Source organism: Actinoallomurus oryzae, assembly GCF_039541955.1.
GTDB lineage: Bacteria > Actinomycetota > Actinomycetes > Streptosporangiales > Streptosporangiaceae > Actinoallomurus > Actinoallomurus oryzae.
Genome location: NZ_BAABHF010000021.1, coordinates 1 through 19,580, shown reverse-complemented (window position 1 = coordinate 19,580; position 19,580 = coordinate 1). Strand labels below are relative to the sequence as shown.

Here is a 19,580-nt window from a genome sequence, read left to right as displayed (position 1 = left end):
TCGTCCGCGACCTCGCATCACGCAGCGTGGTTCAATGCCACGGTGCGTGATCGAGGTGACCAGACGAACGACCGCTCCCGTGCCTGCCGCGCGGCGGTGCGCGCGTTCCGCCCGCGACGGGTGCTGCCGGCGAGCCTGGCCGCCTCGCTGCTGACCGCCGCCGGGGCGTCCGTCGCCATCCACGTCATCTCCCGCCGGCTCGGCCACCCGGTCCTGCGTCCGGAGCTCACCGCGCGGCTCACCCGACTGACCTGGGACGACCCGGCCGTCGCCGCCGCCGGTGGCGGCCTGACGCTGGCCGGGCTGCTGTTCGTGCTGGCCGCGGTGCTGCCCGGCCGTACGGGCACGGCGCCGCTGGCCGGCGACGACCCGAGGTTCGTCATGGGTCTGCGCCGCGCGTCGTTGCGCGCGGACCTGCACGCCAGCGTGCTGGGCGTACCCGGCGTGGACGCCGCGACCGTACGCCTGCGGGGACGGCTGCGGCCACGGGCGGAGATCCGCGCGGTCACCGGGTTCACCGACCACGGGAACCTCGGCGAACAGGTGGCCGACGCCGTACGCGACCGGCTGGAGGAGCTCGACCCCGTGCGCGTGCCCGAGGTGGCGGTGCGCGTCTCCGAGCGTAAGGACTGATCGGATGTTCAACCGCGTCTGGCTGGCGCTGACCGGCCTGGTGCTCCTGGGCGGCGGCGGCGCGACACTGGCCGCCGGGGTGTTGTGGGCGAGCCGTCCGCTCGTCACCGCCGCGACGTCACGGTGGGTGGCGGCGCATTCCTGGTTCTGGCCCGCCGTCGCCGGCGGCTCCCTGGCCGTCGCGATGCTGGGCAGCGTGTGGCTGGCCGCGCAGTGGCGGTGCCGCACGCTGCGGCGGCTCGCGATGGGAGACGCCCGCGCGGGGGCGACCCGCCTGGCGGCGCGCGTGGCGATCCGCGCCATCGTGGCCGACGTGACCTCCTACCCCGGGGTGCGGCGGGTGCGTCCGCGACTGTCCGGCAGCGCCCGGCGGCCCGCGATGCGGGTCCGGGTGATGTGCGACGCGGACGCCGACCTCGGCGAACTCGCGTGGCGCATCCGCGACGACGCGATGACCCGCCTGCGCACGACACTCGGCCGCGCCGACCTCGGCGGTGTGATCGACTTCCGGGTGAAGCGTGATGACCTTGATGGGGAGCGCCGCGTAGTCTGAGGATTCATGTCCTCTTTGCGTGCCGCTGCCGGCGACCTCCACGACGACCTCGTACGCCTCCGCCGTGACCTGCACCGCGAACCCGAGCTGGGGCTCGACCTGCCGCGCACCCAGGAGAAGGTGCTCGCCGCCCTGGAGGGGCTGCCGCTGGAGATCACGACCGGCACGGCGCTGTCCTCGGTGACCGCGGTGCTGCGCGGCTCGTCGCCCGGCCCGGTCGTGCTGCTGCGCGGCGACATGGACGCGCTGCCGCTCACCGAGCGCTCCGGCGTGCCGTACGCCTCGCAGATTCCGGGCCGGATGCACGCCTGCGGGCACGACCTGCACACCGCGATGCTGGTCGGCGCGGCCCGGCTGCTCGCCGAGCGGTCGTTCACGGGCAGCGTCGTCTTCATGTTCCAGCCCGGCGAGGAGGGCAACGGCGGCGCGAAGATCATGATCGAGGAGGGCCTGCTGGACGCGGCCGGAGCGCGGCCCGTCGCGGCGTACGGGCTGCACGTGACCTCGTCGATCATGCCGGCCGGGACGTTCGTCACCCGGCGCGGCACGCTGATGGCCGCCGCCGACCAGATGCGCGTGACCGTACGCGGCGCGGGCGGCCACGGGTCCCAGCCCCACCTGGCGAAGGACCCGATCCCGGCCGCGAGCGAGATCGTGACGGCGCTGCAGACGTTCGCGACCCGCAGGTTCGACGCGTTCGACCCGGTCGTGATCACGGTCGGCAGCATCAACGCGGGCACGGCTCCCAACATCATCCCCGACGAGGCGCAGCTCGGCCTGACCATCCGGTCCTTCTCCCCCGCGGCCCGCGCCCGCGTCACCGAGGGCGTACGGGAGCTGATCGGCGGGATCGCGGCCGCCCACGGGCTCACCGCCGAACTCGACCACGAGATGGGCTACCCGGTGACGGTCAACGACGCGGCCGAGGCGGAGTTCGCGGCCGGTGCGGTCGCGGACCTGTACGGGCCGGAGCGCTTCGTCTGGGTGCCGAACCCGATGACCACGGCGGAGGACTTCTCCTACGTCCTGGAAGAGGTGCCGGGGGCCTTCGTCTTCCTCGGCGCGTGCCCGCCCGACCGCGACCCGAGCACGGCGCCGTTCAACCACGCCACGACGGCGGTCTTCGACGACGCGGTGCTGCCCGACGGGTCGGCGCTGCTCGCCGAACTCGCCCTGCGCCGCCTCGCCACGGCCATCTGAGACACAGCCCGGCCGTATCGGTCGTTTCGGGTCGTCCGCGCGCCTATCATGATCATCCGGTTCTGGAGGGTCGGGTCGGCGTTGGAGGACCAGGGACGTGCGGAGGCTGGTTCTCGCCGCGGGGTTCGCGGTGCTGGTCGGCGGGTGCGGGTCCGCCGCCGAGACGGCCAAGAATCCCCAGCCCAGCGATTCCCGGCCACGCGTGCGCCGGGTGGACGTCGGGGACGCCGTCGTCCTCACCGGCGTGAACGGCACGAGCGGCACCGGCACGCTGCGGATGGCCGTGAAGGTCAAGAACGTCGTCTCCACGGCCATCGGACGCGGCGCGTTCGAGAAGCCCCGCAAGGGTGAGCGGTTCGCCGCCGTGCGGTTCGTGTTCAAGAACATGGGCGCGGCGCCGTACCACGACAGCCCGACCTTCGGCGCGAAGGTGATCGACTCGGCCGGGCACGGGTACGACCCGACCGTCGCGACGGTGTCGGCGGGACCGGCCTTCCCCCGCGTGATGAGCCTGACGCAGGGGCAGGTCCGGAGCGGCTATATCGTCTTCGCCGTGCCCAGGGCGGCGAAGATCGTCAGCGTTCGGTACGCACTGAACGCCGGGTACGCCCCTGACCTGGGCGAATGGCGGGTGCCGCCGAGATCCGCCGCGCGAGGCCGCCCGACCCCGCGCGTCGGATGATCGCTCCTCACCAGGGGTACGTGCCGCCGTTCTCGTTGAGGAACACGCCGGTGGTCCTCTCGTCGGGCGACAGGACCTGGCGGGCGATGTGGGCCCCGCCCTCGGTGGCGGTCAGCGGCCCGGAGTGGCCGTTCAGGTCGGTCGCGCAGAAGCCGGGCGAGAGCGCGTTGACCCTGATCCCGGCGTCGCGGAGCGAGTTGGCGTAGATGAGGGTGATCGCGTTGAGCGCGGCCTTGGAGGAGTTGTAGCCGAGCAGGTTGGCGTACCGCCACAGCGGCGAGTCCGGGGTGCTGAGAAAGTCGACGGTGCCCAGCCCGCTGGAGACGTTGCCGATGTGGCCGGCCGGCGACCTGCGCAGGAGCGGCAGCATGGCGTTGGTCACCGCGACGACGCCGAACACGTTCGTCTCATAGGTCTCGCGCAGCGCCGTCACCGGCAGCTCGGTCGGCGGGTGCGGCCGGTCGCGGGAGATTCCGGCGTTGTTGACGAGGATGTCCAGGCGGCCGTACTCGGTGTCGATCAGGTCGGCCGCCGCCTTGATCGTTTCGGGGTCGGTCACGTCCAGACGGACGAACCGTACGTCGAGGCCCTGTGCGGCCAGGTCGGCGGCGGCCTCCGTACCCCGGCCGGGGTCCCGGGCGCCGAGCAGGACCGTGTGCCCGGCGCGGGCGATCTCACGTGCGGCGGCGAGTCCGATGCCCTTGTTGGCGCCGGTGATCAGGACGATCTTGTTGTCCGTTGCGGTGATCATGCCCTCACCCTGACCTCCGCCCGGCGCGGCCGGGAGAGCACGCCTGAGGCTGGTATCGGCGGTCCCATGGTGGCGGCGGCGCCGGCGCGGCACTCTGGATGAGTGAACGACTTCGACCGGACGGAACTGGCCGCCTTCCTGCGGAGATGGCGTGCGCGGGTGCAGCCCGCCGACGTCGGCCTGGAGGCCGGCCACCGCCGGCGCACCCCCGGCCTCCGCCGCCAGGAGGTCGCCCAGCTGGCCGGCATGTCGGTGGACTACTACATCCGTCTCGAGCAGGGCCGGGGGCCGCGTCCGTCGCGGCAGATGATCGGCGCGATCGCCCGCGCGCTGCGCCTGTCCGACGACGAACGGGCCCACCTGCACCACCTCGTCGGCGAGGTGCCCGGACCCCCGCCCGGCCCGAGGCGCGACGTACGGCCCGGCATCGCGCACCTGCTCGACCGGCTCGACGACACTCCCGCGCTCGTCTGCGACGCCAAGTACGACGTCCTCGCGTGGAACGCGATGGCCGCCGCCCTGATCTGCGACTTCTCGGCGCTGCCGCCCGGCGAGCGCAACATCATCTGGCGGTTCTTCACGGACGAGTCCGCGCGGGACCGGCACGACGCCGAGGGCGGGCGCCGGTTCGCCCGCGAGTCCGTGGCCGATCTGCGCGCCGCCGCCGCGCGGTACCCCCGGGACGCGGACATCCGCCGGCTGGTCGACCGGCTCCTGGCCGCGAGCGCGGAGTTCGGTGAGCTGTGGGCCGAACAGGATGTGCAGGTCCGCCGGTCGGCGACCAAACGGCTGCGTCACCCGCTGGTCGGCTGGCTCGACCTGGACTGCGAGGCGCTGCACGACCCGTACCAGGACCAGTGGATCGTGCTCTACACCGCCGCCCCCGGCACCCCGTCACACGAGGCGCTCCGCCTGCTCAAGGTCGTCGGCACGCAGAACCTCACCGCCCCCTGAGCCGGCCCTCGCGCGGGGAGCGCTCCGGCGTTCAGGCGCGGGTGGCCCGGACCGTCATGGTCACCAGGGGCAGGTCGAACTCCCCGGCCGCCTCGGGCGTCGCGCGCAGGTACTCCCGGACGCGGTCCAGCAGCGCGGCCCGCTCCTCCTCCGGCATCACCAGCACGTGCGAGTGGGTGCCGAGCGTGGCCGCGAGCGAGTCCGGCGTACGCCGCTGGAAGTGGCGGAACGCCTCCCGTTCCAGCGTGGAGAAGCGAGGGCCCAGATCGAGTGCGGCGACGCTCTCACGCCGGCGGACGGCCGGCCCGCCCCGGGCGATCTCCTGGAACCCGCGGACCCAGGGCACGTCGTCGTCCTCCCGGTTCCACAGGCCGCCGACGACCCCACCCGGCGTGAGCACGCGCGACATCTCGGGCACGGCGCGGTCGAGGTCGAACCAGTGCATCGCCTGCCCGACCACGACGGCGTCCACCGAACCGTCGGCCAGCGGGATCCGCTCCGCCGAACCTGCCAGCGCCCGCACGCCGGGCAACGTGCGGCGCAGCTCGGCGAGCATGCCGGCGTCCGGCTCGACCGCGACGACCTCGGCACCGGTCCGCAGCAGGCTCGCGGTCAGCTTGCCGGTGCCCGCCGCGAGATCGAGCACCCGCAGCGGCGAACGCCCGGCGACCGGTTCCAGCACCCAGCGGACGGCGGCCTCGGGATAGCCGGGCCGCTCGGCCGCGTACGCGGCGGCCTGAGCCCCGAACGACGAGGCCCGGCGCGCGAGTGCCTCCGGCGTGACATCGGATGGGTGAGCCATGGCCCCCACGGTAACCACGCCGCAGGGTGACCGCGTCACCGCCGCTCCCGCGGACCCGACCCCCGGGGCGACTCATGCCGGAACAGGCAGGACCGGCCCGCTCGTGCCGCTTGGGACCGGTACGTTCGGGCGGCTCGGGCCAGCAACAGGCAAAGACCGGCGACATGCCGGTGAGCGGCGTCGCCCGCCGTAGGGGTGCCGTCCATACTTCACCGAGCGGACGGGGGCGCGTAACTCGCGCGGCGCGGGGGCGCCTCGAGCGGCGGGCATGATCCCCCCGCCATGTCGCGAACTCGACGGGGAGCCGATCGTTGCCGAAACGCGTCGCCGCCGCGCTGGCACTGGCCGTCGCGGCTCTCATCTCCCATTCCCCGGGCGCGGGCGCGGCCCCGTCGCACACGCCCCGCACACCGCCCGCCCGCACATCCCCGGCGCGGCACGTCGTCCTCATCGGGGTTCCCGGTCTCAGGTGGAGCGACGTCGGGCCCTCGGTCACGCCCAACCTGTGGCGTCTCGCCGGCAGCGCCGCGACGGGCCTGCTGTCCGTACGGGCCGTCGGCACTCTGACCTGTCCGGCGGACGGCTGGGTCACGGTCTCGGCGGGGGCCCGGTCGGCCGCCGGGCCGTACTGCCACCGGCCGGTCCACCTCACCCGGCGCGGTGCGGGCGCGGTGGTCGGTGAGGCGGCGTGGATCCGGCACATCAACACGGGCTTCGGGCCCGTGGGATTGCTGGCCGACGCGGTGCACCGGGCGGGCGGCTGCGTGAACGCCGTCGGTCCCGGAGCCGCGCTGGCCGCCGCCGACGGCCGGGGGCGCGTCGACACGTACGCCCCGGCGCCCGCCGCGCAGCCGCCGGGCGCCGGCGCCCGATGCGCGGTCTCGATCGTCGACGCGGGCACGGTCGGCGGCGGTGACCGCGCCTCCGCGGTCCGCCGGGCGGACGCGACGGTCGGGACGGTGCTCACGCGTCTGGCCGCCGGCACCCGCGTGGTGGTGGCGGGCGTGGCCGACGAGGGCCGTAGGCCGCACCTGCGGCTCGTCCTCGCGACCGGCCCGGGGACCGCGGGCCGGTACCTCGGCTCGGACTCGACCCGGCGCGCGAACATGGTGATCCTGCCCGACCTGACCGCGACGCTGCTCGCCTGGACGGGAATCCCGGCGCCGGCCGGGCTGATCGGCACGCCGCTGGTGCCGGACGCCGTACGGCCCGCGCTCGCCGACTCGGTGGCCGACCTGTCCTCGGAGGACCTCGCGGCGCAGACCCACCGGTGGCTGCTCCCCCGTTTCTTCGTCGGATTCGTGATCAGCCAGGTCCTCCTGTACGCGGCGGCGGCGCTGGCCCTGCGGCACGGATCCCTTCGCCGGCGCCGCCGGATCCTGTCGGCCACGCGGCTGACCGCCCTCGTCGCCGCCGCGGTGCCGGTCTCGACCTACCTGGTCAACCTCGTGCCGTGGTGGCACACGTCGCGGCCGACGTTCTGGCTGGTCGCCGGGATCGTGGCCGCCGACGTGCTCGTGACCGCGCTGGCGATGTGCGGGCCGTGGCGCCGTCACCTCCTCGGCCCCGGGACGGTCATCGCGGCCCTGACCGCCGCCGTGCTGGCGGGCGACCTGCTGACCGGAAACCACCTGCAGCTCAACAGCATGATGGGGTACTCGCCGCTGGTGGGCGGGCGGTACTACGGGATGGGTAACATCGCGTTCGCGGTGCTGGCCACCTCGACCCTGCTCGCGGCGGCCGGAGTCGCCCAGTGGCTCGAACCCCGCGCCGGCCGCCGGGCCGCCGTCGCGGCCGTGCTCGCCATGACCCTGACCGCGGCGCTGCTGGACAGCTGGACCGCGTGGGGCAGCGACTTCGGCGGCCTGGTCGCGTTCGTGCCGGGCCTGGCGACGACCGCGCTGCTGGTGGCCGGGCGGCGGGTGTCGTTCCTGCGGCTCCAGCTCCTGCGCGCGACCGGGATGGCGCTCGTCCTCGGCGTGGCCTGGATCGACTACCTGCGCCCGCCGTCGCGGCAGACGCACATGGGCCGGTTCTTCGGGCAGCTCGTCGAGGGTGACTCTCTGCCCTGGCTGGAACGCAAGTTCACCGCGATGGCGCACACGTTCGGCAACCTGACGCTCCTGCCGGTCGTGGTGGCGGGATTCCTGTTCGTCCTGCTGGTGCTCCACCGGCCGGGGCGGGCCGGCGCCGGCGGCCTGCGGCGGGCGTACGAGCGGGCGCCGATGCTGCGGGCCGGGCTCTCCGGCGCCTTCGTCACCGCCGTGGTGGGCGGGGCGGTGAACGACTCGGGCATCGCGGTGCCCGCGCTGGCGCTGGCCGTCGCCGTACCCCTGGCGCTGGCCGCCGCCGTGGTCGCCCTCCAGGATGCCACCCCGCGACCGCCGAAGGTGAAGGCTTTTCATATTCGCCGGGTTTATGGCACGCTGCGCCTATGACGTTGCGTGAGCGGTACGACGCCGCGACGGCCCACCTGGAACCACCGTTCGCGATCGTCGACCTCGACGCCTTCCGCGCGAACGCGGCCGGCCTGGTACGCCGCGCGAGGGGCAAGCCGATCCGTGTGGCGAGCAAGTCGGTGCGCTGCCGCGCGCTGCTCGCGCAGGTCCTCGCCACCGAGGGGTTCGCCGGGATCATGGCGTTCACGCTGCCCGAGGCGCTCTGGCTGGCGTCCGAGGGGCTCAGCGACGACATCCTGGTGGCCTACCCGACCGTCGACCGCGGCGTGCTGACCGAGCTGGCCCGCGACGAGAGGGCGGCGGCGGCGGTCACCGTCATGGTCGACTGCGCCGAGCACCTCGACCTGATCGAGGGCATCGCCCGGTCCGCCGGCGGCGACCGGCCGATCCGCGTCTGCATCGACATCGACGCCGCGTGGCGCCCCGCCAGGGGCCGGGTGCGGATCGGCGCGCTGCGCTCCCCCATCCGTACCGCCGAGGAGGCCGCCGCGCTGGCCCGCGACATCGCCCGCCGGCCCACGCTGAGGCTCGTGGGGCTGATGGCGTACGAGTCGCAGATCGCCGGGGTCGGTGACAACCCGCCCGGCAAGCCGTTGTTCTCCCGGGCGGTCCGGTTCGTCCAGGCGCAGTCGCGGGTCGAGCTGGCCCGCCGCCGCGCCTCGATCGTCAAGGCGGTCCGGGCCGAGGCGGACCTGGAGTTCGTCAACGGCGGCGGCACCGGCAGCGTGGAGAAGACCGCGGCGGAAGTGGCCGTCACCGAGGTCGCGGCGGGCTCCGGCCTCTACCAGTCGGTCCTGTTCGACCACTACACCAACTTCACCGGCCGTCCGGCGGCGCTGTTCGCCCTGCCCGTCGTGCGCCGTCCGGGCCCCGGCGTGGTCACCGTCCTCGGCGGCGGCTATCCCGCGTCGGGCGTCGCCGACCGCAACCGGCTGCCGCAGCCGTTCCTGCCGGCCGGGCTGCGGTTCGACTCCAAGGAGGGCGCGGGCGAGGTGCAGACGCCGCTGGTGGGCGCCACCGCCGACGAGCTGGAGATCGGCGACCGGGTCTACTTCCGGCACGCGAAGGCCGGCGAGCTGTGCGAGCGCTTCGCCGAGCTCCAGCTGGTCGACGGCGACCGGGTCGTCGACACCGTCCCGACCTACCGCGGCGAGGGCAAGACGTTCCTCTGAGAGCCCGCCTGGGAATCCTCCTCGCAGCGGGGCATGGGGTTGTGGCCGCCCGCCCGACCTGATCGGTGTGATCGGCCTGAGCGGCCGATGAGCGGCTTGCGCGGGCGCGTATGGTCGTTACCTCAGGCCCGGAGATCCGGTGAGGGAGGCGTCCCATGGGTCAGGTGGAGAACATCGCGGCCCCGCCCGGCCGCGCGCCCGAGCCCCGGCTGCACGATCCCTGCGCCGAGCGCGGCGCGGCCGGTGAGCTGCTGCACCCCGGACACGGCGGGCTCGACGTGTTCCTGTCCGGCACCGTCTTCATGGACATGATCTTCACCGGGCTGCCCGGCCTGCCCCCGCCCGGCACCGAGCTGATCACCGACGGGCTCGGGTCGGCCCCCGGCGGCATCGCCAACATCGCGGTCGCGATGAGCCGGCTCGGCCTCAACGTGGGCCTCGCCGCCGCCTTCGGGGACGACATGTTCGGCGCCTACCTGTGGCGCACCCTCTCCGAGCAGGAGGGGGTCGGGCTGGAGCTCTCACGCCGGCTGCCCGGCTGGCCCACGCCCGTCACGGTGTCGCTGGCGTACGACGCCGACCGCAGCATGGTCACCTACCACCGGCCGATGCCGGTGATGCCCGAGGAGCTGATCACGGCCCCGCCCGCCGCGCGCACCTGCTTCCTCGACATCGACCACCCCGTGCCCGACTGGGCGCGGGACATGCGCGGCCAGGGCACGACCGTGGTGGCCGACGTCGGCTGGGACTCCACCGAGACCTGGTCCAGCGACGTGCTCGACCGGCTCGACCAGGTCGACGTGTTCCTGCCCAACGCCATCGAGGCCATGGCCTACACCCGCACCGCGACGCCCGAGCTGGCCCTCGCGGCGCTCAGCGAGCGGGTGCCGGTCGTCGTGGTCAAGCGCGGAGGCGACGGCGCGATCGCGATCGACGGCACCACCGGCGAGCGGGCCGAGGCCGCGGCGCTGCCGGTCGAGGCCCTCGACCCGACCGGGGCCGGCGACGTGTTCGGGGCCGGGTTCGTCTACGGGACGCTCGCGCGGTGGCCGCTGCTCGAACGCCTGCGCTTCGCCAACCTGTGCGCCGGCCTGTCCGTGCGCCACCACAGCGGCTCGCTGGGTTCGCCCTGCTGGGGCGATATCGCCGCGTTCGGCGAGTCCGGTGAGCTGCCCGAGGAGATCCTCCGCGACTACTCGTTCCTCGTGCCGTACATCCCCGACGCCGCCCCGATCAACGTCACGCGCGCCGAGCCCACCGTACGCGGAGCGTGGTGAATGCCTGATGGACCGTTCCCCAGAACCGGTGCGCGTGAGATGAAGATCTTGTAAAAAGGCACCGAAGCCTCGGTTCGGTTGACGAAGGAGCCCCCGCCATGCGGAAACCGATCGTGACCATCGCCGCCATGCTGATCGCCGTGTCCGCCTGCGCCCCCGGTTCGAACAATCCGAAACCGACGCAGAAGCCGCCGAGCGCGGTGCAGACCGACGTCGCCAAGGCCGGCCCGGTCACGCTGACCGTCTGGGACCAGGAGGTTCTCGGCGGCCAGAACGAGCAGATGCAGAAGCTCAACGCCGCCTTCCACGCCAAGTACCCCAACGTCACGATCAAACGGGTGTCGCGGTCGTTCAGCGACCTGGAGAAGACCCTGCGCCTCGCGCTGTCCGGCGACAACCCGCCCGACGTCGTCGAGGCGAACCAGGGCTACGGCATCATGGCGGCGCTGGTCAAGGCGGGAGCGCTGGTGCCCCTCGACCCGTACGACAAGGTCTACGGCTTCCGCAAGCGGTTCCCTGCGGGCGTCTCCCAGCTCAACAGCGTCACCGGCGACGGCAAGACGATCGGCTCCGGCAACCTGTACGGCGTCTCGATGACCGGCGAGGCGGTCGGCATCTACTACAACACCGACAAGCTCGCCAAGCTCGGCATCCAGCCGCCGACGAGCTTCGGCCAGTTCGAGCAGGACCTGGCGCTCGCCAAGAGCAAGGGCGAGACCCCGATCTACTTCGCCAACCTGGAGAAGTTCCCGGCCATCCACGAACTCGGCGTGCTGCTCGGCCAGACCGCCGACAAGGGCGCGCTGCGCAACCTGGTCTTCGGCCAGGGCGGCGCGTGGACCGACCCGCCGGTGGTCCAGGCCGTGCAGAAGCTCGCCGACTGGGCCAAGAACGGCTACCTGCCCCGCACCGCCAACGCCGGCAAGTACAACGACTCGCCGTCGGCGTTCGCGAAGGGCGACGGGGTGTTCCTCATCGGCGGGCCGTGGTTCGCCGCGGACCTGCAGAAGAAGATGGGGGACAAGGTCCGCTTCATGCTCCCACCGCCTCCGCAGGCCGGACAGGCCCAGCCGTCCACACTGGGCGGCCCCGGCCTGCCGCTGGCGATCACCGCCAAGTCCAAGCACCCCGACGTCGCCGCGGCGTACCTGAACTTCATGACCAGCCCGCAGGCGATGGACGTCGTCGTCCAGACCGGCGGGCTGCCCTCGGCCAAGCCGGCGAGCGCCACGCCGTCCACGCCGGTCGGGCGCGACGTGTTCCAGGCCTACCGGACCGCCAGCGACAAGGACCTCCTCGTCCCGTACCTCGACTACGCCACGACGACGTTCCTGGACACCCTCGGCGGCGCGCTGCAGGAGGTCATCGCGGGCCGTAAGACGCCACAGCAGGGCATGGCCGTCGCCCAGAAGGACTACAGCGGCTTCCTGGCCAAGAAGTGAGCGCACGGCAGTACTCCCTACCCGGCCGGGAGAAGAGCGGCCGCTCGGCTCCCGGCCGGAAAGAGCGCGCCCGGCCGCCGGGTGAGCCTCGCCGGATCGGCTACCTGTACGTCCTGCCGGCGTTCGTGGTCTATGCGCTTTTCCTGCTGTGGCCGCTGGTGCACGGGGCGTACCTGTCGCTGTTCCACTGGGACGGCCTCACTCTCGGCACGTGGGCGGGGCTGGGCAACTACACCCATGCGTTCGCCGACCCGAGCCTGCGCGGGTCGTTCTGGCACGCCTTCGTCCTGCTGTTCTTCTACGCCGTGCTGCCCTGCTGCATCGCGTTCGTGCTGGTGTCGGTGATGTCCCGCTCGCGCCCGCGCGGCATGACGTTCTTCCGTACGGTCCTGTTCCTGCCGCAGGTCGTGGCGATGGTGGCCGTCGCGGTGGCCTGGCAGTGGATCTACTCCGACCACGGCCCGGTCAACGGCACGCTCCGGTTCTTCGGGCTGGGCGGCCTGACGCGCGGCTGGCTCGGCGACTTCGGCTGGGCGCTGCCGTCGGTCGGCCTGATCGGCACCTGGGTGGAGATCGGGCTGGCCATGGTGCTGTTCCTCGCCGGCGTCCAGAAGATCCCGGTCGAGCTGTACGAGGCGGCGCGCATCGATGGCGCCGGTGCCGTACGGGAGTTCTTCGCCGTCACTCTGCCGGGGCTGCGGCGGGAGCTGGCGGTCGCGCTGACGCTCACGACGGTGGCCGCGCTGCGCAACTTCGACCTGATCTACCTGACGACGAGCGGCGGGCCCGGCGACGCGACCAAGGTGCCCGCCTACGAGGTGTACAACCGCGCGTTCAACACCGGTGAGGTGGGGCTGGCCTGCGCGATCGGCATCACGATCGCGATCATCGTCTTCGTCCTCACCGCCGGGATCACGAGAGTCGTCGAGGGCCGCCCGTGACCGAGCGAAGCGAGGGAACCGACGAACACCGCGACCTTCTCACCGGCCCGACGAAGGAGGGCCGGTGACATCCCGCAACGAGCGCCTCGCCACGTACGGGGTCCTGAGCCTGTTCGCGGTCGTGGCCGTCTTCCCGCTGCTCGCCGTCGCGGCGCAGGCGCTGGGCCTGCCGCACCTGTCGTTCGGCGCGTTCACCGAGGCGTGGCGGCAGGGGCACTTCGCCCGCTACCTGACCAACAGCCTCATCGTCGTCACGGTGGTGGTCGTGGTCGCGTCGGTGCTGTCGATCCTGGCCGGGTACGCCCTGGGCACCATGGAATTTCGCGGTTCGACCGCTTTGTTCTATGTGTTCCTATTGGGACTGATGGTGCCTACTGAGGCCATTGTCATCCCGCTGTATTTCGACCTGCGCTCGGCCGGCCTGGACAACACGCTGCCCGGCCTCATGCTCCCGCAGATCGCCCAGTCGGTGTCGTTCGGCGTCTTCTGGATGCGTGCCTACTTCCGCTCCGCGCCGCGCTCGCTGATCGAGGCGGCGCGCATCGACGGGGCGTCGAGCTGGACCACGCTGCGACGGGTGCTGGTGCCGGTCGGCCGGCCCGCCATCCTCACGATGGTGCTGCTCATCGCCATGTGGACCTGGAACGAGTTCCTGCTCGCCCTGGTGATCGTGAACTCCGACGAGGGCCGGCGCACGGCGCCGCTCGGCCTGTCGATCTTCCAGGGCCAGCACCAGACCGAGTACCAGCTGCTCATGGCCGGGGCCCTGATCGTGGCCACGCCGGTGGTCGTCGTCTACGTTTTCCTCCAACGGCATTTCATCGCGGGCATGCTTTCCGGGGCTGTCAAAGAATGAGTTCGCAACGTACTCTCAGTCGATCGGGAGTGATCGTTTAAGAGGAGTTGGCCTCCATGCGCGGAGGGTTCGGGGCGCCCATGGCGCTCGCCGCCGGTCTGGTCGTCTCGCTGCTGCCCTCGGCCGTCCCGCCGACGTCGCCGCGGCAGCCTTCGGCGCCCGAGTCAAGGCAGGTCAACGCCGCGGCGAGCACGTACACCGAGGCGTCGCACGCCCGGCCCGCCGTCCTTCCCGCCGCGCCGGCCCTCCGCCGGGCGGCGCCCGCCCGGAACGTTCCCACCTCCACGGCGAGCACGCCCGCGACCGCGCGCGCCGACGGACTCGACGTGCTGTTCGTCGGCGCCCACCCCGACGACGAGTCGGGCGACCTGTCCACGTTCGGCCAGTGGAACGAACAGCGCCACCTCCGCACGGGCGTGCTGACCATCACCCGGGGCGAGGGCGGCGGCAACGCGGTCGGCACCGAGGAGGGGCCGGCGCTCGGCCTGCTGCGTGAGGCCGAGGAGCGCAAGGCGGTCGCGAAGGCGGGCATCACCGACATCGACTACCTCGACAAGGTCGACTTCTACTACACCGTCAGCGACGAGCTCACCCGCAAGGCGTGGGACCACGACTCCACGATCGCCAAGGTCGTCCGCCTCGTCCGCGAGACGCGGCCCAAGGTGATCGTCACGATGACGCCGTCGCCGATCCCGGGCCAGCACGGCAACCACCAGGAGGCCGGGCGGCTCGCGGTCGAGGCGTACTACCTGGCCGCCGACCCCAAGGCCTTCCCCGGCCAGCTCGCCAAGGAGCACCTGCACACCTGGCGGGCGGGCCGCCTCCTCCACCAGGAACACCTCGTCAAGAGCGGCGTCGGCCCGGCGTGCGAGACGACGTTCACCCCCACCGACCCGTCCGCCGACGTGTACGGCGTCTGGGCCGGGCGCCGCTCGCGGAGCGGCGCGACCTGGGCGCAGGTGGAGGCCGAGGCCGATCGCTTCTACGCCAGTCAGGGCTGGGCCGGCACCCCGGACCCGCCGTCCGACCCGAACCAGATCGGCTGCGACTACTTCACCCAGGTCGACAGCCGCGTGCCCTTCACCCCGGGGAACCACGCTCCGGACGCGGCGCTGGAGGGCGCGGTCTACCCGGCCCGGGGCGGCCTGCCGCCGGGCACGGAGTTCTCCCTGACCACCAGCGCGTTCGGCGTGGCCGCCGGTGAGCCGTTCACCGTCACCGCGCACGCCCCCGCCGGCCGGGTCGCGCTCTCCCTGCCCGCCGGATGGACGTCCGCCGGCTCCGGTACGGTGCGCGACGGCACGGCCGAGTTCACCGTCACCCCCGCCGCGGACGCGAAGGCCGGGCGCGTACGGCTGGGCGCCACCGTGACCACCGCGCACGGCACCGGCACCACCGACCGGGCCGTCGAGGTGCGCGACGCCGTCACCGGCGTGCAGCAGCCGCTGCCGCGGGTGTCCGACTTCGACGCGTGGGCCGCGTCCACCGGCGTCCCGCAGCTGTCCGGGCGGGTCGAGCGCGTGCTCACGCTCGGCTCCGGCGGGTCCCGTACGGTACGCGTCGAGCTGACCGACACCACGGACCGGCCGCACCAGGGCACCGTCACGCTGAACCTGCCGCAGGGCTTCACCGCCGAGCCCGCGAGCCGGCCGTACTCGCTGGAGGCCGGCAAGACCGGCTCGGTGACCTTCACCGTGCGCAACACGGACGCCTCCCTGCCGACCTCCAACCAGGGCGGCGACGCGGGCGACTACGACTACACGATCAGCACGACGGCCGACGGCGCGACCACCGACGTCGCCAGGGCCGCGCTGGAGCTCGTGCCGCAGACGACGATCCCCCAGGCGAGCGCGGCACCGGACGTGGACGGCAAGGAGTCGGCCGGGGAGTACTCCGGGCCGTCGCTGAACCTCTCGCGGCTGTGGGAGGGCACGGCGTGCTCGTCGGCCGCCGACTGCTCGGCCACCGGCAAGGTGACCTGGTACGACGACGCGCTCTACGTGCTGGTCCAGGTGAAGGACGACAAGCAGGGCAGCGCGCTGGACGCCGCCGACTGCAAGCGGCACTGGCGTACCGACTCGGTGGAGATCGCGCTCGACCCGCGCGGTGACGCGGAGAACACCTCGACGACCTTCAAGACCGGCATCCTGCCGTTCACCTCCGGCGACGGGCCGTGCTTCGAACGCGACGCCGACAACCACCAGGGGCCGGGCGCGGAGACCGCTCCGGGCATGCAGGTCGCCTCGGCCGTGTCCTCGCCGTACACGGGCTACACGGTGGAGGCCAAGATCCCGCTCGCCGACCTGCCCGCGGCCGTCGACCCGTCACGGTTCGCGCTCGACGTCTTCGTCTACGACTCCGACACGACCGACAAGACGGGCCAGACGCGCATCGGCTGGTCGACGTGGGGCGGCGTCCAGGGCGACCCGTACCGCTGGGGCCTGGCCACCCTGCCCGGCTACACGCCGCCGCCCGGCCGGCCCACGACGGCCCCGCCGCCGGTGATGCCGCAGACCGCGGCGCTGTCGGTCAACTCACCACAGTCGATCATCCAGGCGGCGTCGACGCGCGTCCCGCTCGCCGCCGGGCCGGCCGCGCCGTTCACCGTACGCCTGGCCGGACGGCCCAAGGCCGGGGACGGCTCGGTCACCTTCCGGCTGCGCACGGGCGGTCCGGGCGTCGCGTACGCCTATGTCTGGGACGGCGGGATCCGCGGTCAGAAGAAGGTCGAGATCGGCCGCGCCGGCACCACCACGGTGACCGTACCGGGCGCCACCGGCACGCTCGCGGTCGCCTTCGAGGCGACGGCGGGTGGCACCGCGAGCGTCGCCGCCGACCTGAGCTGAGCGGCCGCTCGAAGTTTGGGACCGGTCTGTCCGGGCAACCTCGGTCTGGCATTCGGTGACGGGTTCAAGACCGTCCGTTTACGGTCTTTCGGATCCCGCCGCCCTCGTCCGTCGAGGAGGAAGGACACTCCATGGTGGAGCACGTCGAGCCGACCGCTTCCGGAGATCAGGAGCCACCCGACCAGGCGACCGTCCGGCGAGCCGTCGTCGCCTCGGCGATGGGCAACTGCATCGAGTGGTTCGACTTCGGGGTGTTCAGCGCCGGCGTGATGACGACCATCATCGGCACCGTCTTCTTCCCGCACGACAGCGCCGGCAGCGCGACGCTCAAGTCGTTCGCGCTGATCGCCGCGGCGTTCGTGATCCGGCCGTTCGGCGGCATGTTCTTCGGCCCGCTCGGCGACCGGCTCGGCCGGCAGCGCGTCCTCGCCACCACGATCATCCTGATGTCCGGATCGACCTTCGTCATCGGCATCCTGCCCGGCTATGACACCATCGGCCTCGCGGCGCCGATCCTGCTGCTGCTCGTCCGCCTCATCCAGGGCTTCTCCACCGGCGGCGAGTACGGCGGAGCCGCCACGTTCATCGCCGAGTACGCGCCGACGCGACGACGAGGGGTGCTCGGCAGCTTCCTGGAGTTCGGCACCCTGTGGGGCTACATCCTCGGCTCCGGCCTCGTCCTGCTGGCCAACCTGAGCCTCGGCGAGGACCGGATGCACGCCTGGGGCTGGCGCATCCCGTTCCTGCTCGCCCTGCCGCTCGGCCTCGTCGGCCTGTACGTGCGCATCCGGCTGGAGGACACCCCGGCGTTCAAGGAGCTCGACGAGACGGGACACAAGGCCTCCTCTCCGCTGAAGGAGACCCTGCTCCACCACTGGCGGATGATCCTCAACCTGATCGGCATCGTCATCCTGCTCAACGTCGCCGACTACACGCTGCTGACGTTCATGCCGTCGTACCTGACCGAGAACCTCGGCGTCGGCGACGTCGCCGCCCAGCTCACCACCATCGGCGTGGAGTTCGGCATGCTCCTGGTGATCGCGCCGCTCGGCCGCCTGTCCGACCGGATCGGCCGCAAACCGCTGCTGGCCACCGCCGCCACCGGCTACATCGTGCTGAGCTTCCCCGCGATCAAGCTGATGCAGCTCCACAACCCGGTGACGGTGACCGCCGGCTTCGCGATCATGGGTGCGCTGCTCGTGCTGATGCTCGCCGTGATCGGGTCGACGTTCCCGGCGATGTTCCCCACGCAGGTGCGGTACGGGGCGTTCGCCATCGGCTACAACATCTCGACGTCGGTGTTCGGCGGCACGTCGGCGCTGGTGATCGACTCGTTGATCAGCGTCTTCCACACCAACTACATCCCGGCGTTCTACCTGGTCGTCGCCGGTCTCATCGCCCTGGTGCCGATCCTTTCGATCCCGGAGACGGCGGGCGTGTCGATCAGGAACGTCGCGACGCCCCGCCGCTCGGGCTCGGGCCGCCTCGCCACCGCGTCGGACTGAGCGCCCCTGGACCGCCGGGGATCCGGGTGCCCCGGCGGTCGCCGGTCAGCAGTCCTGCCGACCCCGGCGCAGGAGCAGGCGCAGGGCGACGCCGGCGGCCAGGAGACCGGCGCCGATCAGCACCGGGCCGGTCAGCGGGCTCAGCCGCTCGGCCGACTCGCGCCGGACCATCGTTCGGATGTCCGTGGCGACGTGCCCGGCCTCCTCCTTGGCCTTGGCGACACCACGCTGCGCGACGCGCTTGGGGCTCAGGCGCTCGGCGAGCAGGTCGACGCTGCGCGCCAGCTCCTGACGCGTCAGCTCGATCTCGCGCTCTATCACCGCGGGGTCGCGGGTCTTGTCGGCCATCTCGTTTCGTACCTCCTGCGGCGCTGTCCACCGGGCGAAGCAATGATCAGTCTCTCAGGAACGGACCCGCGACACCGCGTCCTGCCCACTCTGTACCCGATCCCGTTGCCGGGGGACCCTGACGAGTAGGGTTGGGCAAGGTTCTGTTTCCCGGTCCCGTGCCGCACAGTGAGGCTCGCGGAACAGACCCTGGCTCGAACGGAAAGGTACTCTCGTGACGGAACAGCGGCTGGAGCCCGGGGACGCCGCCCCGGAGTTCACCCTCGCCGACGCCGACGGTAACCCCGTCTCCCTGTCGTCGTTCCGCGGCCGGCGTGTGGTCGTGTACTTCTACCCGGCCGCCATGACCCCCGGCTGCACGAAAGAGGCGGTCGGCTTCCAGGAGCACCTGGAAGACCTCACCGGATCCGACGTGGCCGTCCTCGGCATCTCCCCGGACGAGCCCGCCAAGCTCGTCAAGTTCCGCGAACGCGAGAGCCTGACGTTCCCGCTGCTCGCCGACCCCGACACGAAGGTCATGCAGGCCTACGGCGCGTACGGGGAGAAGAAGCTGTACGGCAGGACGGTCGTCGGCGTGATCCGGTCGACGTTCATCGTGGACGCGGACGGCAGGATCGAGAAGGCCTTCTACAACGTGAAGGCCACGGGCCACGTCGAACGCATTCTGCGCGAGCTCGGCGTCTGACCGGCGCGCGCACCAGGGGTCGTAGTCCAATCAGGCAGGAGACACGCGACTTAGGATCGCGCCAGTGTGGGTTCGAATCCCACCGGCCCCACGCTTGTGATGTCTCAGGACATCGGAAACCCTCCGAACCTACAGGGTCGGAGGGTTTCTTCTTTGGGGTTGGTAGTCGCGGGTGGGGTCGATGGTCAGTTCGCGGAGGAGTTCTCCGGTGGTGGCGGTGATCACGCGGACGTGGAGATCGTCGACGAGCATGATGACGTGGGTTCGAGCGTGGGTTCGCCCGATGCCGAGGTGGTGGAGCCGGCCGCCCGTGCGCAGGGTGACGACGCCGGAGTCGTCGATGCGGTCGTGGCGGACCCGGGTGTGGGTGTCGGCCTGGCGGCTGCCGGTGGGCAGTGCTTTGGGCAGGGTGTTGTAGACGGTGGCGGGCGTGGCTCGGCGCGGCAACGACCGGTGCGGGCGCTGGTGGTTGTA

At 72.4% G+C, this 19,580-nt stretch carries 17 protein-coding genes, 1 tRNA gene and 1 pseudogene; 15 read left to right on the top strand and 4 right to left on the bottom strand.

The genetic code is table 11. The features are described 5' to 3' along the window. Positions 1-42: 42 nt before the first annotated feature. From ABEA10_RS18405 to ABEA10_RS18390, 4 genes are all read left to right on the top strand, one after another. Positions 43-633 carry a DUF6286 domain-containing protein gene (locus ABEA10_RS18405; RefSeq protein ID WP_345465218.1) on the top strand — a complete coding sequence of 197 codons (591 nt, stop codon included), beginning with the start codon at positions 43-45 and terminating at the stop codon, positions 631-633. Positions 634-637: 4 nt separating this feature from the next. Then, the gene (locus ABEA10_RS18400) at positions 638-1,186 is read left to right on the top strand and encodes an Asp23/Gls24 family envelope stress response protein (RefSeq protein ID WP_345465216.1); all 549 of its coding nucleotides are present in this window, start codon (positions 638-640) and stop codon (positions 1,184-1,186) included. Between the two features lie 6 nt (positions 1,187-1,192). Continuing rightward, complete coding sequence (locus tag ABEA10_RS18395; RefSeq protein WP_345465214.1) at positions 1,193-2,386, top strand: M20 metallopeptidase family protein; 1,194 nt, start codon at positions 1,193-1,195, stop codon at positions 2,384-2,386. 97 nt (positions 2,387-2,483) lie between these two features. Further along, positions 2,484-3,068 (top strand): DUF4352 domain-containing protein, encoded by a 585-nt coding sequence (locus ABEA10_RS18390; protein WP_345465212.1) that lies wholly within the window; start codon positions 2,484-2,486, stop codon positions 3,066-3,068. A 7-nt stretch (positions 3,069-3,075) separates the two neighbouring features. Here ABEA10_RS18390 and ABEA10_RS18385 read toward each other — a convergent pair whose 3' ends face one another. After that, positions 3,076-3,819, bottom strand: a complete 744-nt coding sequence (locus ABEA10_RS18385) for an SDR family oxidoreductase (protein WP_345465210.1) — start codon at positions 3,817-3,819, stop codon at positions 3,076-3,078. A 102-nt stretch (positions 3,820-3,921) separates the two neighbouring features. Here ABEA10_RS18385 and ABEA10_RS18380 point away from each other — a divergent pair, with 102 nt between their 5' ends. Beyond that, a complete protein-coding gene (locus tag ABEA10_RS18380) occupies positions 3,922-4,773 on the top strand; it encodes a helix-turn-helix transcriptional regulator (protein WP_345465208.1) in 852 nt (283 codons plus the stop codon). 31 nt (positions 4,774-4,804) lie between these two features. Here the strand turns inward: ABEA10_RS18380 and ABEA10_RS18375 are convergent, their stop codons facing one another. Next, positions 4,805-5,575, bottom strand: a complete 771-nt coding sequence (locus ABEA10_RS18375) for a class I SAM-dependent methyltransferase (RefSeq protein WP_345465206.1) — start codon at positions 5,573-5,575, stop codon at positions 4,805-4,807. 311 nt (positions 5,576-5,886) lie between these two features. Here ABEA10_RS18375 and ABEA10_RS18370 point away from each other — a divergent pair, with 311 nt between their 5' ends. The 8 genes from ABEA10_RS18370 to ABEA10_RS18335 all read left to right on the top strand — a co-directional run bounded on the left by ABEA10_RS18370 (position 5,887) and on the right by ABEA10_RS18335 (position 18,073). Continuing rightward, positions 5,887-8,013, top strand: coding sequence for an alkaline phosphatase family protein (locus ABEA10_RS18370; RefSeq protein WP_345465204.1), 2,127 nt, complete (start codon positions 5,887-5,889; stop codon positions 8,011-8,013). After that, on the top strand, positions 8,010-9,206 hold the full coding sequence (locus ABEA10_RS18365) for an amino acid deaminase/aldolase (protein WP_345465202.1): 1,197 nt from the start codon (positions 8,010-8,012) through the stop codon (positions 9,204-9,206). The genes ABEA10_RS18370 and ABEA10_RS18365 overlap by 4 nt, the downstream gene beginning before the upstream one ends. 155 nt (positions 9,207-9,361) lie before the next feature. Beyond that, positions 9,362-10,483: a carbohydrate kinase family protein gene (locus tag ABEA10_RS18360; RefSeq protein WP_345465200.1), complete on the top strand. Its 1,122-nt coding sequence runs from the start codon at positions 9,362-9,364 to the stop codon at positions 10,481-10,483. A 98-nt stretch (positions 10,484-10,581) separates the two neighbouring features. Continuing rightward, positions 10,582-11,925, top strand: a complete 1,344-nt coding sequence (locus ABEA10_RS18355) for an ABC transporter substrate-binding protein (RefSeq protein WP_345465198.1) — start codon at positions 10,582-10,584, stop codon at positions 11,923-11,925. Next, positions 11,922-12,866: a carbohydrate ABC transporter permease gene (locus tag ABEA10_RS18350; RefSeq protein ID WP_345465196.1), complete on the top strand. Its 945-nt coding sequence runs from the start codon at positions 11,922-11,924 to the stop codon at positions 12,864-12,866. Before ABEA10_RS18355 ends, ABEA10_RS18350 begins: the two co-directional genes overlap by 4 nt. Before the next feature lie 64 nt (positions 12,867-12,930). Next, positions 12,931-13,722: a carbohydrate ABC transporter permease gene (locus ABEA10_RS18345; RefSeq protein ID WP_345465194.1), complete on the top strand. Its 792-nt coding sequence runs from the start codon at positions 12,931-12,933 to the stop codon at positions 13,720-13,722. Between the two features lie 56 nt (positions 13,723-13,778). Continuing rightward, on the top strand, positions 13,779-16,568 hold the full coding sequence (locus ABEA10_RS18340) for a sugar-binding protein (RefSeq protein ID WP_345465192.1): 2,790 nt from the start codon (positions 13,779-13,781) through the stop codon (positions 16,566-16,568). A 131-nt stretch (positions 16,569-16,699) separates the two neighbouring features. Further along, positions 16,700-18,073 carry an MFS transporter gene (locus ABEA10_RS18335; RefSeq protein ID WP_345465190.1) on the top strand — a complete coding sequence of 458 codons (1,374 nt, stop codon included), beginning with the start codon at positions 16,700-16,702 and terminating at the stop codon, positions 18,071-18,073. A gap of 45 nt (positions 18,074-18,118) precedes the next feature. Here the strand turns inward: ABEA10_RS18335 and ABEA10_RS18330 are convergent, their stop codons facing one another. Next, the gene (locus tag ABEA10_RS18330; RefSeq protein ID WP_345465188.1) at positions 18,119-18,421 is read right to left on the bottom strand and encodes a DUF3618 domain-containing protein; all 303 of its coding nucleotides are present in this window, start codon (positions 18,419-18,421) and stop codon (positions 18,119-18,121) included. 214 nt (positions 18,422-18,635) lie between these two features. Between ABEA10_RS18330 and bcp the strand changes: the two genes are divergently transcribed. Together bcp and ABEA10_RS18320 are read left to right on the top strand one after the other, a co-directional pair. After that, a complete protein-coding gene (gene bcp, locus ABEA10_RS18325; RefSeq protein WP_345465186.1) occupies positions 18,636-19,106 on the top strand; it encodes a thioredoxin-dependent thiol peroxidase in 471 nt (156 codons plus the stop codon). Positions 19,107-19,121: 15 nt separating this feature from the next. Continuing rightward, positions 19,122-19,197, top strand: a tRNA-Leu gene (locus tag ABEA10_RS18320). Positions 19,198-19,235: 38 nt separating this feature from the next. Here ABEA10_RS18320 and ABEA10_RS18315 read toward each other — a convergent pair. Continuing rightward, a pseudogene (locus ABEA10_RS18315) lies at positions 19,236-19,580 on the bottom strand (IS481 family transposase); the annotation flags it as partial.

Excerpts from the sequence above, each read along its gene's own strand:
- ABEA10_RS18385 (WP_345465210.1), bottom strand. The coding sequence starts at position 3,819 with ATGATCACCGCAACGGACAACAAGATCGTCCTGATCACCGGCGCCAAC.
- ABEA10_RS18330 (WP_345465188.1), bottom strand. The coding sequence starts at position 18,421 with ATGGCCGACAAGACCCGCGACCCCGCGGTGATAGAGCGCGAGATCGAG.
- ABEA10_RS18365 (WP_345465202.1), top strand. The coding sequence starts at position 8,010 with ATGACGTTGCGTGAGCGGTACGACGCCGCGACGGCCCACCTGGAACCA.
- ABEA10_RS18335 (WP_345465190.1), top strand. The coding sequence starts at position 16,700 with ATGGTGGAGCACGTCGAGCCGACCGCTTCCGGAGATCAGGAGCCACCC.
- ABEA10_RS18400 (WP_345465216.1), top strand. The coding sequence starts at position 638 with ATGTTCAACCGCGTCTGGCTGGCGCTGACCGGCCTGGTGCTCCTGGGC.
- ABEA10_RS18395 (WP_345465214.1), top strand. The coding sequence starts at position 1,193 with ATGTCCTCTTTGCGTGCCGCTGCCGGCGACCTCCACGACGACCTCGTA.
- ABEA10_RS18360 (WP_345465200.1), top strand. The coding sequence starts at position 9,362 with ATGGGTCAGGTGGAGAACATCGCGGCCCCGCCCGGCCGCGCGCCCGAG.
- ABEA10_RS18375 (WP_345465206.1), bottom strand. The coding sequence starts at position 5,575 with ATGGCTCACCCATCCGATGTCACGCCGGAGGCACTCGCGCGCCGGGCC.
- ABEA10_RS18340 (WP_345465192.1), top strand. The coding sequence starts at position 13,779 with ATGCGCGGAGGGTTCGGGGCGCCCATGGCGCTCGCCGCCGGTCTGGTC.
- ABEA10_RS18355 (WP_345465198.1), top strand. The coding sequence starts at position 10,582 with ATGCGGAAACCGATCGTGACCATCGCCGCCATGCTGATCGCCGTGTCC.